Here is a 15,344-nt window from a genome sequence, read left to right on the forward strand (position 1 = left end):
CTCACTTATGGATTTGAGCATGTAGCTAACATGTCATTTTTAGGGTCAATTACTTTGGTTTTTACGTCTAACAAACTCAACATCGTTGGGAATAAGTTATCTTGGCTTAATTCCTTTTGACGTTGTTGCGACAAACAACTCATTTGTTTCTGCGCCTGTTGTTTCCACGTATCAGAGAACCACATTAACATCGGCACATGTGTTTGCTGAGATGGTGCAATTGCGTAAGGCGCGCCATGTAAATACATGCCACTTTCACCCGTCGACTCACCGTGATCAGACAAATACCACAAACCTGTTTCATATTGGGTTGCTGTCTTTAGCGTTTCAATTAAAGAATCTAAAACATAATCTGTGTAGAGCAAAGTATTGTCGTAACTATTTAATAATTCATCACGAGAACAACCTTGAATCGCATTGGTATCACACGTTGGTTTAAAGACTTTATATTGCGGTGGAACTCGTTTGTAATATGCAGGCCCATGACTTCCCATCTGATGTAATACCACTAAATGCGGACGTGTATCATCCTTCGGAATCGTCGCTATGTATGCTTTGAAACTATCAATTAAAATATCATCAAAACATTCTTCATCTTTACACCATTTCTTTTGAATTGGTTCTGGAATTTTGAACTCTTCAACACGGTCACACGTTCCTTTACAACCAGAATTGTTATCAATCCATGTCACTTGATACCCAGCTCGCTTCGCAATATCTAGCAATCCTTCGCGATGATTTGCTAGACTTTCATCATAATCTTCGCGTGGCATACCTGAGAACATACACGGCACCGAAACTGCCGTTGCCGTTCCACATGAACTCACTTGAGAAAAATTGATAATGTCTTGTTTCGATAATTTAGGGTTGGTGTTCTTGCTATAGCCATTTAAAGAGAAATTTTCTGCACGCGCAGTTTCACCAACGACTAGAACCATTAATTTAGGCAACTTGGATGCATCAGTTTTTTGCATCGTTGCATCTTCACCATAGGTTACGAGCGGTAAGTTTTCTTTAGGTGCTTTCTTTTTATAATAAGATGCAAAAGATGCAATCATATTTTGTGGTGAGATCATACCTTTCAAATCACGGTTTTCACGGAAGATTGCTGCAAAATCAACATAAAAAACAAAAAGTAGACCACCTACCATTGCTAAAGAAACAACAGAAGCAATTACTTTCTTAAGCAACTGACCAACGATAGGTTCAGATTTTAGTTTTACCATTAAGATCGCAATGATCGGTAAAACCGTCATCCCTAAAGTCCAGACAACCAAATGCCAAGACCAAGTATCACGTGCCTCTGCCATATCTGTTTGCATCAGATTTTGCACTTGATCAGAAGTAATCAAGACACCTAAAGTGCTCACTGCATATGAAGCAAATCCACCAATAAAAACGAGTGCAATTGCAATTGGCTTAGCCGTCCACTTCCAGTTGAATAACTGAAAAATAAAGTTATACAGTGCAACAACAACCAAAACCGAAGCCGCAACAAATAGACCTGCTTTGATGCCTGTATAAGGAGTAAGGGATTGAAGCTTTTCATAAAAAGCGATATTCAGGAAAACCCCTAACCAAATTGCGAGCAATAAGTTAAAAGTAAGCAGTGAAATCGGCCTGATCTTGAGTTTTTGTAGCAGCATAATCATCACAATCTAAAAAGAAAATTCTTAGCTTCGCTAAGATAAAAATTGAAACTTAAAAATGACTTAAACTAAATACTTGATGTTTCACAATACTGCTGATTGAACGCTAAAACTCGTATCATGACGCTAAAAATTATTTATATGAAAACAATAATTTCCTTATACCCGATCATTCCAAACATCGTATTATTTTATTGTTAACAAGCCATCCAGTGGATAAGGCGATTATAGTGTAATGAAGAAAAATTGAAATAAAAAAACACCCTATAAGCAGCGCTTAAGGGTGTTGTTTTAAGCTAAAGTATTAGAACTTGAACTCTAAACCTAAACCTGCAACAGGTTGCTTGTCTTTCTTACTTGCTTGTTCAAGTGTCAAATAACCCGCATAACCATAAGTTTTAACTTGTTTGTTAAAAGCATAGTCTGCACCAGCGATAATTTGCTTCGCTTTAAAATCGGATGAGTTATCTTTAAAGCTCGTATCATTTTGGCTGTACTGACCTTTTACCGTCCAGTTTTTCGCTTGAGGAATATTATATTCAGCGCCGATTAACCAACCTTGTGCATCATCAATATTCTCAGAACCCGCATCATTTCCAGCAACAGCTTCTACTTCTGATGTTTGGTACATTGCTTTTAACGCCAAACCATCAATTGGATTCACACGACCAATGGCACGAACAGTATTGGCTGCTGCAAATAAAGATCCAACATCAATATCAGGTTCAGCGGCATTTAACATGCCACGTCCTAAGAAATTACTTGGAATTGCTTTGTCATAGGCTAAAGCTGCAACAACCATTGGGTTTTCATATACAACAGAAGCTGACCATGCATCACCTAAACCACGACCAGAAACTTTAGCACCACCACTGGATTTTTTAATCCCAGAAGATTCGCCTGTTGCAAGTAATGCGTTGAATTTGAAACCACCGTCTAAAAGTTTCACTGCTGGTGATTCATATACCACCACATTATCAATACGGTTTTCGCCTGTGAAAATCCCTGTTACATCCGCTTTATTTGCGACATAGTTATTGAAGGTATCTACTACACTTGATAATTGTTTCAACGGCGTATCATGCTTACCGATTTTAACAGTACCCAATTGACTGTCTTTTAAACCTACATAACGGTTACGTTGAGTCCAGTCACTACTATCACCATCAGCACTAAACCCCCATTCAGCAGCATATACAGCACTTAAACGGTCAGTCAGTTTTTCATCACCCTTTACGCCGATAAACGAACTGTTTGAACTAATTTCCCAAACATCTTTATTCGATTTAGTTGCATTTTTTTCTGGTAAATAGTCAACGCTAGCATCAATCTCACCGTAGATTGTTGGCGCTGCAAAAGTTGATGTTGCAAGTAAACTGAGCACTGCTGCTGTTACAATTTTGATTTTCATTGTTGACATCCTAGTTAATTTGTAACAAATCCTACACATTAACTTTATATGACAAAACAATTAAAATCTTATTTATTTATTCTATTTTCGACTAAAGTTTAATTTTTATACACGATGATCACTTATCGTTAAAAATAAAAAATATTCAACAATATTATTTATTATCAATATCTTATAAAAACAACTAATTCTTTAATTTAAGGCGATTCAAATCTTGGTAGGCATTTTTTTGATTTTATTGAAATAGAGTGTTCATCTCTTTTTATCCTTGTACACGCCCATTCAATATTTCAACTTACAATAACAAAAAATTAATTTTGTAATAAATATCTAATGTTGTCTTGCCTTTTTCAACCAGTAATAAATCGGCCATAAGCAAATCACTGCAATCATACAAATCACAGTTAAATAACGAGTGTACCCTAGCCAATCCCCTATTATCCCACTCATTAAATACAGCAAACCACTGATCGTCGCCATCACCGAAACCTGAAAGGTAAAGTCTGTACCAGCAAAGTTTTTACGGCTATATTGCATCACTAAAGTCAGCATCACGACCAAAAGCATTGCCGAACACGCATCTTCAAATGCATTGACGGCATACAACCATATCGGCGCAATCGAAGAGTGATGCTCAAACGCATAAGCAAGATAACCGTAAGCGATAAGGCTGAATATTTTTGATATTGAAAATAAAATCAAAGCCGATGATCTAGAAAAATATCTAAGCAATAGTCCTGCTATACCTGCACCAATCAATGCTGCGATTGCACCAAGCATGGTAATGTAAATTCCGATTTGCGAAAAACTTAGCCCCATATCGACCATTAACGGTTTTAAAAGTGGCCCTGCAAGCCCATCAGCGATTTTGAAGCTGATTAATACCATTAACCAAGCTTTTAACTCTACAGATGAACTAAAGTAAGCAAGATATTGTCGAACGGCCTGAAGTAGTGATGTCTGTATTTTTGCAATATCAGTAGAAGCTTTAGGATGAACAGGCTCTTTATAAAATAAGATCGCTAATGTATTTAAAAAGACAATCGCAGCCAGTAATAGAAAAGTTGCCTGCCATTGCAACCAGTCCAGACTCCATAACACAGCACCACCACCGACAATAAAGCCAAGTCTTGAACCAATCACTTGGAAGGTATTGCCCCAATGTTGTTGATCAGTTTTAAGTAAATTAACTGCCAAACCATCTGTTGCAATATCTTGCGTTGCGCCTGTTAAATTGCTCAGTAGCAATAGAACAAAAAAGATCAACAAGTAACTGGGTTGATTCAAAGCATGAATGGGGAAAAATGAAAGTAAAATTAAAATCAAAACACTGCAAAGCTGTGTAGGAATAATCCAGCTTCGATAATGCCCAATATTAACACTCCCATTTCTTTCCCTGCCGAAAACGGATGGATAAGGTATGGCATAACGATCAACATAGGCAGCCCAAAATATTTTGATTGACCACGGCAGCATCAACAAACCAAAACCGCCGATATGTGCCAGTGAAACACCTTGCGCTCTCAAAATGACCGGCAAAGCATGTGTCATAAAGCCAACAGGTAGACCTTGAGCCCAATACAGTGAAAATAATAAGACATAAACTTGCCGTAAATTAGGCATGTATCAATTTCCTCGACAAGTGCTTAGTAAGTTCAAAAGTATCTAATCCTCTCAAAATCTTGACGATATTTTCTCATTTTTTGCCAATGCAGAGTATCTCCTCAGCGTTTAAGATAATTATAGTTGTCATTATTTAGCTTTACTTATGCCACAACATTTTCCAGATTTACCACCATTAGTTCCTCAACGTGGAACTCATTATAGTCGGGCTTTGTGTAAAAAAATCTTTTTAAGCCAAGGCTGGAAAGTTGTGGGCGATATTCCCAACCTACCTAAAGCAGTTGCAATTATTTCACCACACACCTCAAATATCGATGGATGGTATGGTTTTCTAGCGATTGGTGGCTTAGGGTTGAAAATCACAGTTTTAGGCAAAGATACGTTATTTAAACCACCTTTCAAACCACTTTTAGACTGGGCTGGACTGATTCCTGTTCACCGTGACAGTACCAATGGGCTAACTGAGCAAGTTGTCGCAACCATTCAAAAATATGATCGAATTTGGGTGGGTATGGCACCTGAAGGAACACGTAAAAAAGCAGAGAAAATGAAAAGTGGTTTCTACCATATTGCTCATGCAGCGGGTATTCCAATCGTGATGTTCTCTTTCGATTACGACCATAAAACGATTTATAGCTTAGGGGCTTTTACCCCAACAGGCCATTATCAACAAGATTTAGAAAAAATTATGAGTCTTTATGAAGGTCATTTTTCGCCGAAAAACCCACATTGGCTGGCTGAACCATTACAAAAACTTGTGAAAAAAAACTAGAAAGTTAAGGGCAAATCTGATCTGATGTGCCCATCTCCTCTGTCTATTTTATCTTCAAATGTTATGAAAATTGCTCGACTTTCTTGTTTGGCACTGCTTAGCCTTGCTTTATTCGGCTGTGATCAAGCAACGAAAAAAATACCGCCCACAACGACATTAAAAGCACGTGAACCAGTGATTGCATTGGCTTTAGGTGGTGGTGGTGCGAAAGGGTTCTCTCACATTGGCGTGATCAAAGTATTAGAGTCTCATGGCATTAAAGCAAAAATTGTAACAGGCACGAGTGCAGGTAGCTTTGTCGGGAGCATTTATGCAAGTGGTCAAACACCCTATCAAATGCAAAATCTAGCGCTCAAACTCCAAGAGTCGGATATCCGCGATCTTACTTTGAATAGCCAAGGCTTCATCCTCGGACAAAAACTACAAAACTATGTCAATGCTCAGGTTGGCAATAAGCCGATTGAGAAATTTCCAATTCGTTTTGCAGCAGTCGCAACCCGATTAGATAATGGTAGAAAGGCTGAATTCATCAAAGGTAATGCAGGACAAGCAGTTAGAGCATCATGCAGCATCCCAAATGTGTTTGTTCCAACTGTGATTGGCAGCACTAAATACGTTGATGGCGGCTTAGTAAGTCCAATTCCTGTAAAAACGGCAAAAGATATGGGCGCTGATATTGTAATCGCTGTCGATATTTCAGCACGTCCAACAGGTGACAAACCACTGAGTATGTGGGGATTACTCGATCAAACCATTAATATTATGGGACAACAAAGTATTAATGAAGAACTCAACCAAGCGACGATTGTGATTCAACCTAAAGTCGGACATTTAGGTGTGCTCGACCTTAAATCAAGTAATGAAGCCATTCTAGAAGGTGAGAAAGCTGCGCAAGCAAAAATCACAGCAATTCAAAGCGCAATTACTAATTTTAAGAAATCTCCAGCAGCATTTAAGCCTGCCCCAAGAGCAAAATTCTAAAAAAACAATCTTTGTATATTCATAAAGATAATGATCTGATAGAGTGCAAGAGGTGAATATTTATTCACCTCTACTCACTTTAATCACACGAGCAAATCTATGGAATTTGTAGTTGAGCCTTGGCACTGGTTTGTATTAGGGATTTTACTCATTCTTTCAGAGTTAATTTTGCCAGCTTTTGCCGCTTTATGGTTTGGCATTGCAGCCGTTATGGTCTGCATTTTGTTGTGGCTTTTCCCGATGATGGGATTTACAACCCAAGTAATTACTTGGGGAATTTTATCTATTTTATGCACGATTCTTTGGTTTAAGTTTATAAAACCACTTTCAATCGATAAAACCAAAGCTGGTTTGTCTCGTGAATCAACCATTGGACAAGTTGGCATGGTCATCCATACTGGACTCGATCATGGTCAAATTATTGTACGCTTTCCGATGCCTGTCTTGGGCTCTGATGAATGGAACTGCCGTTCAACAGCCGAAGTAAAAGTTGGGGATCGCGTTCAAGTTATTGATATTTTGGGTAATGATTTAGTCGTTCAACCGCATAGCTCCGCATAAACACAAAGAGGGTTTTCAATGTCTGTCGGTACTATTGTTGTATTAGCGCTTTTCGCTTTTATTGGTACAACTATTTTTAAAGGGGTGCGTATTGTTCCCCAAGGTTATAAATGGATTGTACAACGCTTAGGTAAATACCATACTACCTTACGTCCAGGTCTTAACTTTGTCATTCCGTATATTGATGAAGTTGCTTATAAAATCACAACCAAAGATATTGTTTTAGATATTCCTTCTCAAGAAGTGATTACTCGTGACAATGCCGTCATTATTGCCAATGCTGTAGCGTATATTAATATCACGACACCAGAAAAAGCAGTGTACGGGATCGAGAACTATACTTGGGCAATTCAAAACCTTGTTCAAACTTCATTGCGTTCTATCGTAGGTGAAATGGACTTGGATGATGCACTTTCATCTCGTGATCACATCAAAGCTAAACTTAAAGCTGCCATTTCTGATGATATCTCAGACTGGGGGATTACCCTTAAAACAGTTGAAATTCAGGATATTCAACCATCACACACCATGCAGGCTGCGATGGAAGCACAAGCTGCTGCTGAACGTCAGCGCCGTGCGACTGTGACCAAAGCCGATGGTGAAAAACAAGCAGCGATTCTGGAAGCAGATGGTCGTCTTGAAGCGTCTCGTCGTGATGCAGAAGCACAAGTTGTTCTCGCCGAGTCTTCACAACGTGCCATTGAAATGGTTACAAGTGCGGTAGGCGATAAAGAAATTCCAGTTGCTTACTTACTCGGTGAACAATACGTGAAAGCAATGCAAGATATGGCAAAATCAAACAATGCCAAGACTGTCGTACTCCCTGCCGATGTACTCAACACGATTCGCGGAATTATGGGACGTTAATTTTAATTATCGTTCTGTATGCAAAAAGCCATGGTTCTCCATGGCTTTTTTATTCTCTAGATTTTTAAATAGGTCGCTTTAATTTAATTCTGATCAGCAAGCTGCTTAATCTTGCGATCAAATACAAATGGGCCAAATGGTAATACAGCCGCAATCAACCCCATATTAAAGGCTGATAAAGACCATTTCATGCGATGACATACCACAAACAACATCACGAGGAACAAAATAAACAAAACACCATGCCCCATACCAATATATTTTACGAAAATTGGATTTCCCCAAATATATTTAATTGGCATTGCGATGCCGAGTAAAAGTAAAAATGAAATACCTTCAAGTGTGCCAACAATACGTAAAGATTGAATATTCATAACATGCCTTAAATTAACTTTGACGTGCCAATAAAAATTGAGAGATTGCAGTGAGATCTTTTGCGTCTTCACCAAAGAATGCCAAAGCTTCAAAGGCTTGATCATGTAATGTTTGCGCATAAGCTTGTGCTTGCGCTAATCCCATTAACGCAGGATAGGTAGATTTTTGCACCTGTTCATCTTTACCCGCAGTTTTTCCGAGTGTTTCGGTGCTTGCCGTAATATCTAAAATGTCATCTTGAACTTGGAACGCTAAGCCAATACTTTGCCCAAACTGGCGTAGCTTTGGAATTGCTTGATCAGTTCCAGCGAAAACCGTGACTGCACCCATCATAATTGCCGCTTGGATTAATGCACCTGTTTTATTGCGATGGATATTTTCAAGTTCGGCTTGATCGACCTGTTTGCCTTCAGCTTGTAAATCCAAAACCTGTCCACAAACCATTTTTGAACTGGCTGTCGCTAAAATTTGCATCTGCTTTAGTACAATTGCAGGATCAGTGCCCTGCCCTTGTTCATCGAATAAACGGCTACCTAGAATCTCAAACGCCATGGATTGCAGAATATCACCCGCCAATAAAGCGGTATCTTCGCCAAAAGCAACGTGACAAGTCGGCTGACCACGACGCAGCAAGTCATTATCCATACAAGGCAAATCATCATGTGCCAGTGAATAACAATGAATCAATTCAACTGCAACCGCAGCACGTCGAGCAGCAGCAAAATGAGGATTTGGTTTTAATGCAGCTGCGGCATAACACAGTGCTGGACGGATTCGCTTTCCACCTAACATTACCGCGTGGTGTACTGCGGCTTTTAAGGGTTCTGGAATCGAAAATGCAGCCAATGCTGTCAATAAATCTTGTTGAATACGTTGTTGAGCTTGTTTTAAAACATCCGCATTAACTTGAGAAATAGATGACACGATTGCCTCTGGAATTTAAATGGAAGAATAAATGACAGAACTTGCCAAAGTGGCGACATCATAACACTATTTATCTCACTAAATTGTGTTTGTATTTTTAATCCATTCAAAATAATAAAACCTCCTAAAAAGGAGGTTTTATCGACTATAAATCTTGATTAGAACGTATCACCCGGTACGCGTACCCAACCTTCCATCAATACCCGCGCACTACGGCTCATAATGGCTTTTTTCACTGACCATTTGCCATCAATCAAGTCAGCCTGAGCGCCTACACGTAACGTTCCAGATGGATGACCAAAACGAACAGCTTCACGTTCGCCACCGCCAGCAGCCAAATTAACGAGAGTTCCGGGAATCGCTGCTGCCGTTCCAATTGCAACTGCAGCTGTGCCCATCATAGCATGGTGTAATTTACCCATTGAAAGCGCACGAACCAGTAAATCAACATCTGTAGCGTCAACAGCTTTTCCACTTGAAGATGTATATGATTTTGGTTTTGAAACAAATGCAATTTTAGGTGTATGTTGACGTGCTGCTGCTTCAGAAATATCTTTAATCAAGCCCATTTGCACTGCGCCATAAGCACGAATTTTTTCAAAACGCGCTAATGCCACCGAATCACCATTGATATGGTCTTGTAATTCTGTACCTTGATAACCAATATCTTCAGCATTCAAGAAAATCGTTGGAATGCCTGCATTAATAAAGGTGGCTTGGAATGAACCAACTTCAGGCACTTCAAGCTGATCGACGACATTACCGGTAGGGAACATATCGCCACCCTCTTCGCCATCATCTGCTGGATCTAAAAACTCAATTTGAACTTCTGCTGCTGGGAATGTCACACCGTCAAGCTCAAAATCACCTGTTTCTTGTACTTGCCCATTGGTTATTGGTACATGCGCGATAATGGTTTTTTGAATATTCTTCTGCCAAATACGCACCGTACAAATGCCATTTTCTGGAATACGATCAGCATCAACTAAACCATTAGAAATCGCAAATGAACCCACTGCAGCAGTTAAGTTACCGCAGTTTCCACTCCAATCGACAAACGGCTGATCAATTGAAACTTGCCCAAAAAGATAGTCAACATCGTGTTCTGGCTGCGTGCTTTTTGCCAAAATCACCGTCTTACTGGTACTAGAGGTTGCACCGCCCATTCCATCAATTTGTTTACCATAAGGATCAGGACTGCCAATTACACGAAGTAAAAGTTGATCACGAGCTTTGCCTGCTACTTGTGCCGCTTCAGGTAAATCATCTAATTTGAAAAATACACCTTTACTTGTGCCACCACGCATATAGGTTGCAGAGACTTTAATTTGCGGTACTGAGCTCATGTCAATTTCATCCTTCTATCATGTACTTGGTGCAAATAAATTTTGAGTCTAAATTACTGCACAGCAATCGAAAATGCCATACGACCAATTGATTTTAGATCATCGATCGTGAACAAAATATGTCTTTGATATTGAGTCTATTCTGTAAATTTAACAATGGCGTTTAAACGACTAAACAAGGTTAATTAAACAAAGCCCTCATTTAAGTGTATAAATAAAATACAGCCCTTAGTTTACTATTCACTCAAATATAAGATTTTAAATGAATTTTAAAAACAACTTTCCAGTCATAGCTCATCTGTACTTTTACTAGGCGAAAATCTTTCAATCTATTAGAATAATCCACTTATTCCTCGTCGAGCTCAGTCCTTTGAACAACGATTCTTCTAAACTTCAGCGTGGACTAAAAAACCGCCATATCCAACTCATCGCGATGGGTGGGGCTATTGGTACGGGCTTATTTTTAGGTTCTGCGCAAGTCATCCAGTCTGCTGGACCATCTATTATTTTGGGTTATGCGATTGGCGGCTTGATTGCTTTTCTAATCATGCGTCAACTCGGTGAAATGATCGTTGAAGAACCTGTAGCAGGTTCATTTAGCCATTTCGCCTATCAATATTGGGGTAAATTTCCTGGTTTCTTATCAGGTTGGAATTATTGGGTTTTATATATTCTCGTTGCCATGAGTGAGCTCACGGCGGTAGCGAAATATATCAACTACTGGTGGCCTCATATTGCGGCTTGGCAGTCAGTATTATTCTTCTTTGTCATCATTACTGCGATCAACCTCACCAATGTGAAATTCTACGGTGAATCTGAGTTTTGGTTAGCAATCATTAAAGTCACGGCTGTCGTTGCTATGATTCTTTTTGGTTTGTATTTATTGTTTACCGCAGATGCAAACTCAACAGCGTCATTTAGCAACTTATGGTCACACGGCGGTTTCTTCCCGAATGGCTTTGATGGGCTATTCTATATGCTTGCCTTCCTCATGTTCGCCTTTGGTGGTATTGAGCTAATTGGTATGGCAGCAGCTGAAGCGAATGATCCAAAGAAAACAATTCCAAAAGCGATTAACCAAGTTGTTGTTCGTATTTTAATTTTCTATGTCGGTTCACTCGCAATTTTATTATCGCTTGTGCCTTGGAATCAGCTTGATTTAGGTGGTTTAGACAAGAGCCCATTCGTGATGATCTTCAGTCAAATGGGGATTGGTTGGGCTGCGCATTTACTTAACTTTATTATTCTAACAGCTGCACTCTCGGTTTATAACAGTGGTATGTATGCTAATAGCCGTATGCTGTTTGGTTTAGCTGAACAAGGTAACGCACCGAAAGTTTTTGCAAAAGTAAATAAGCAAGGTGTTCCTGTACCAGCTGTCTTGCTTTCTGCATTATTGATTTTTGGTTGTGTGTTATTGAACTACTTTGTTCCAGAAGATGCTCTTGGTCATTTGATGTATATCGTGGTGGGTGCTCTAGTTCTGAACTGGGCGATGATCAGCTTAACGCACTTAAAATTCAAAGCAATGACGAAAGAGAAAGGTTTAAAAACCAGTTTCCCTGCATTATGGTCTCCTTTGAGTAACTATTTAGTTTTAGCATTTATTGCAGTTGTTCTATACATCATGTGGCAGCAAGGCTTTAAAGAATCTGTACTGATGATTCCGATCTGGATTGTGCTCATGTTTATTTTATTTAATGTTTTAAATAAAAAGAAAACTGACTAAATAATTGATCGATTTATTAAAAAGTGATTGCTAAGGCAATCACTTTTTTGTTTATAATCATTAAATTATACGCCCTTAGCTTAACTGGATAGAGCAGTTGCCTCCTAAGCGACCGACGTGGGTTCGAGTCCCGCAGGGCGTACCAATTATCAGCATTAATATATTATAAATATTCAATTTAGAAAAATTATAATTCACTATAAATAAAAACCATCAGTAGATGGTTTCTAAAATTCAAAAGTATGATAGCTATTTTATAAACCGAAATTACCAACCATAGGAGAATCTGTATCATTCTCCTCTAAATCAAAGCCTCCAAAAATTGGTGGTTCTGAAGAGTCAGTTGGCTCGTCATTATTAGAATCTGTACTATTTCCATTTTGATTGTTTGAAGTTGGTGGTAAACCATCTTTAATTGATGGATACTCATCAATTAGTAACTTTGTACTAAGAGGAGCACATTGTGTTCTTTCTTTAATACTTTCATCATCATATATTGAACCCAAACTCTCTGCATAGAATTTTTTTGAATATTCAGCATTATAACTTGCAGTCCAATTTTGCAAAATATTTGGCAAATTGAAGGTATAAAAGAAAGTCTTTGATTCATTTGGTTGATAGACACTTACAGTTTCATCATTTAAACAATAATCTGTTTGTGTTGTCTTAGCGGTTTTCGATCCAGTTATCTGAAAAGCTGATTTACAACTATTTATATATTCGTAAACTGGGAAAAGATTAGTATTTTTAACGACAACTTGAAGCTTAAAACGTATTCGGAATGAATCCTTCATTCCAAATAGATCGACTCGATCTCCCATCATCATTGGAGTGTGTGGGAAGTAGTGGCGAACAAATTGGATGCTTCGTTCCACTCCATTACAGTTTTGGATGATAGGATTAGGATATGCTACAGCATATAACAAACCATCTTCCTCTAGTCTTTCTGGATTAATATCAGGTTGTGGTTTTGGTACAGGGCTTTCCGTTCCCACTGAAATTCCACCGGTTCCAGTCCCACCCAAACTTACTCCAACATTGAAATTACCATTTTCGTCCTCGCACCCAGTAAAAACTAAAGTCCCTAATAAAATTAAGTAAAGTCTAGAATGTAAATATGTCATTCATACTACCCCGATAAGTTTTTTATATTTAACAAATGATTTCCTATCACCTGTTTGAATTACTCCACCCTATTATTTTAACAGACAAATAAACCAACTAAATTACTCAGATATATCAAATCTATAAATTAAATTTATTGATTCAATCAAAAAAAGGTTACCTCCATGCTGAAAAAAGGTAACCCAAGAGGAGCTTTAATCTAAGAGCATTTAAGTCAAAACTTTGCCAATCTAAATCTTAAACGCTCTTATTTTAAATCTTTATTCGAACCATGAATCATCTAGAATGAATAACTGATACCAACTCGTCCACCAACTTCATTTCCACTAGCGAAACCTACAGCACCGCTCAAAGAAATACGATTGGCAATAAATGAAGTCACTACACCGACAGAACCTGCTGTTTCACCTTCGTAATGACCAACACCTGCAAATAATGCAACTTGACCTGAACGAATGTTCGGAACAGCTTGTTGTGCTGCTAATGCAATCGCTACACCACGATAAGCACTTTTCTCAAAATCATCTAAACGACGACTTGCTTGATCAAGACGACCATCTAATCGATTCACTTCACTTGTGCGTGTTGCTGCTTCTACATTTATACGATTTGATAAAGCAAGGTCTGCATCAGCTCGAGCTGCCGCCTCTGCTACATCACCCGCGATACGCGCTTGCGCTTCAGCATTAATCGCTGTCGTACGTTCTGCTTTTTCGGCTGCATCACCTGCAATACGTGCTGTAGCTTCAGCTTCATCACCTGCAATACGCGCTGCTTTTTCAGTTGCGTCTGCCGCAGCACGAAGTTGTGCTTCATTATCAATTGCTGCTGTACGAGCAACCACTTGATCAGCATCTGCCTGCGCTCGTTTTTGAGCTTCATCATTTAATGCATTTTGCAAAGCTGCATCACCCGCTGCACGTGCTGTAGCCTCCGCGGCAATTGCATTGAATGCCGCTGCATCTGCTGCAATACGTTGATCTTTTTCTATCGTCAGTAATCCATCTGCGTGTGCAATCAATTCAGCACCTGAGGTCAGGCTACCAACAGCATCATTGAGCTGAGATACATTAATAGCATCTTGGTCATTCACCCCGTTATTCACCTGCGTAATACGACGAATTGCACCACCAAGCAAACCACCAACACTCACTGTATTTTCATTACCGCCAGCCTGACCTTGTGTGTCAGAACCATAGCCTATCGCAACTGAGTTTTTGTCATCAGCAATTGCTGTTCCAACATTTCTCGGATCTGTCATACCGCCTGAACCGAGTAATACCACATCTTCAGCCGTACCAGTTGCATGACTACCGATCACCACAGAATTCAAACCTGAACCAGAAGATTGAGCGCCTATACGAAGTGCATTTTCACCTCCTGTTTCTGCATTAAAACCTAACGTCGTTGCATTGTTAGCATTTGCCCATGTTTCACTACCGATCGCAGTTGCTCCATCACCACCCGTCCAAGCAACGTGTCCCAAAGAGCTAGCTTGGCTACCATTAACGAGACTGCCACGACCAACCGCTGTTGCATTATCGCCGTTAACTGTTTGACTATTACCCACAGCTACACTATCTGTACCTCCTGCTGTAACTGTGGCACCAAGCGCAATACTATTATCTCCATTGGCATTCGTGACACGGCCTACAGCAACAGAGGAATCACCTGTGGCATCATTTGCTGACCCAGCAGAAAAACTTCCTGCTCCCATGGCATTGCTGTTATAACCTATCCCAATGCTGGTATTATCAACATCATTAAGTTGACCTAAAATAATACCATTGGCTGAGGGGTCAACATTTGCATAATTCCCTTGTCCCCCCATTGCATTACTGAGACCCGTACCTGTTCCCGTTGGACCTTCCCATACAGGTGCGGCATACGCATGACTTGCCATTAAGGCAACTGCGACTACTGATAGTTGAAAAGTTTTTTTCATTACATCATCCTTCTTATTGTGACTAAATTTGACTCA

Annotated in this window: 13 protein-coding genes and 1 tRNA gene; 6 read left to right on the forward strand and 8 right to left on the reverse strand. The window is 39.3% G+C overall.

Features of this window, described 5'->3' with window-relative positions:
- Window positions 1–5: 5 nt before the first annotated feature.
- From ACF8D3_RS11890 to ACF8D3_RS11900, 3 genes are all read right to left on the reverse strand, one after another.
- Window positions 6–1,646: a phosphoethanolamine transferase gene (locus ACF8D3_RS11890; protein WP_392471640.1), complete on the reverse strand. Its 1,641-nt coding sequence runs from the start codon at window positions 1,644–1,646 to the stop codon at window positions 6–8.
- A gap of 307 nt (window positions 1,647–1,953) precedes the next feature.
- Window positions 1,954–3,060: a porin gene (locus ACF8D3_RS11895; protein ID WP_392471642.1), complete on the reverse strand. Its 1,107-nt coding sequence runs from the start codon at window positions 3,058–3,060 to the stop codon at window positions 1,954–1,956.
- Window positions 3,061–3,390: 330 nt separating this feature from the next.
- Window positions 3,391–4,683: an MFS transporter gene (locus tag ACF8D3_RS11900; RefSeq protein WP_312104463.1), complete on the reverse strand. Its 1,293-nt coding sequence runs from the start codon at window positions 4,681–4,683 to the stop codon at window positions 3,391–3,393.
- Window positions 4,684–4,828: 145 nt separating this feature from the next.
- On the opposite strand from ACF8D3_RS11900, the gene ACF8D3_RS11905 reads away from it, so the two are divergent.
- The 4 genes from ACF8D3_RS11905 (at window position 4,829) to ACF8D3_RS11920 (ending at window position 7,864) form a co-directional block, all read left to right on the forward strand.
- A complete protein-coding gene (locus ACF8D3_RS11905) occupies window positions 4,829–5,455 on the forward strand; it encodes a lysophospholipid acyltransferase family protein (RefSeq protein ID WP_061392490.1) in 627 nt (208 codons plus the stop codon).
- Between the two features lie 63 nt (window positions 5,456–5,518).
- On the forward strand, window positions 5,519–6,436 hold the full coding sequence (locus ACF8D3_RS11910; RefSeq protein WP_029424891.1) for a patatin-like phospholipase family protein: 918 nt from the start codon (window positions 5,519–5,521) through the stop codon (window positions 6,434–6,436).
- Between the two features lie 99 nt (window positions 6,437–6,535).
- Window positions 6,536–6,997: an NfeD family protein gene (locus tag ACF8D3_RS11915; RefSeq protein WP_004877046.1), complete on the forward strand. Its 462-nt coding sequence runs from the start codon at window positions 6,536–6,538 to the stop codon at window positions 6,995–6,997.
- Window positions 6,998–7,015: 18 nt separating this feature from the next.
- Entirely contained in the window at window positions 7,016–7,864 is an 849-nt protein-coding gene (locus ACF8D3_RS11920) for an SPFH domain-containing protein (protein ID WP_004877049.1), read from the forward strand.
- A gap of 83 nt (window positions 7,865–7,947) precedes the next feature.
- Here ACF8D3_RS11920 and ACF8D3_RS11925 read toward each other — a convergent pair whose 3' ends face one another.
- The 3 genes from ACF8D3_RS11925 to prpF form a co-directional block, all read right to left on the reverse strand.
- Window positions 7,948–8,238, reverse strand: coding sequence for a DUF3817 domain-containing protein (locus ACF8D3_RS11925; RefSeq protein WP_392471644.1), 291 nt, complete (start codon window positions 8,236–8,238; stop codon window positions 7,948–7,950).
- Window positions 8,239–8,251: 13 nt separating this feature from the next.
- A complete protein-coding gene (locus tag ACF8D3_RS11930) occupies window positions 8,252–9,163 on the reverse strand; it encodes a polyprenyl synthetase family protein (RefSeq protein ID WP_004877054.1) in 912 nt (303 codons plus the stop codon).
- 158 nt (window positions 9,164–9,321) lie between these two features.
- Entirely contained in the window at window positions 9,322–10,509 is a 1,188-nt protein-coding gene (prpF, locus tag ACF8D3_RS11935) for a 2-methylaconitate cis-trans isomerase PrpF (RefSeq protein WP_392471645.1), read from the reverse strand.
- Window positions 10,510–10,879: 370 nt separating this feature from the next.
- On the opposite strand from prpF, the gene ACF8D3_RS11940 reads away from it, so the two are divergent.
- Together ACF8D3_RS11940 and ACF8D3_RS11945 are read left to right on the forward strand one after the other, a co-directional pair.
- The gene (locus ACF8D3_RS11940) at window positions 10,880–12,238 is read left to right on the forward strand and encodes an amino acid permease (RefSeq protein ID WP_026094034.1); all 1,359 of its coding nucleotides are present in this window, start codon (window positions 10,880–10,882) and stop codon (window positions 12,236–12,238) included.
- Between the two features lie 69 nt (window positions 12,239–12,307).
- Window positions 12,308–12,383: transfer RNA gene (locus ACF8D3_RS11945), tRNA-Arg, on the forward strand.
- A gap of 109 nt (window positions 12,384–12,492) precedes the next feature.
- On the opposite strand, the gene ACF8D3_RS11950 is transcribed toward ACF8D3_RS11945, so the two are convergent.
- Window positions 12,493–13,362, reverse strand: a complete 870-nt coding sequence (locus ACF8D3_RS11950; protein ID WP_392471646.1) for a hypothetical protein — start codon at window positions 13,360–13,362, stop codon at window positions 12,493–12,495.
- Between the two features lie 281 nt (window positions 13,363–13,643).
- Window positions 13,644–15,308, reverse strand: a complete 1,665-nt coding sequence (locus ACF8D3_RS11955) for a YadA-like family protein (RefSeq protein ID WP_392471648.1) — start codon at window positions 15,306–15,308, stop codon at window positions 13,644–13,646.
- Window positions 15,309–15,344 lie beyond the last annotated feature (36 nt).

Source organism: Acinetobacter sp. YQ_14, from assembly GCF_043102985.1.
Lineage (GTDB): Bacteria > Pseudomonadota > Gammaproteobacteria > Pseudomonadales > Moraxellaceae > Acinetobacter > Acinetobacter venetianus.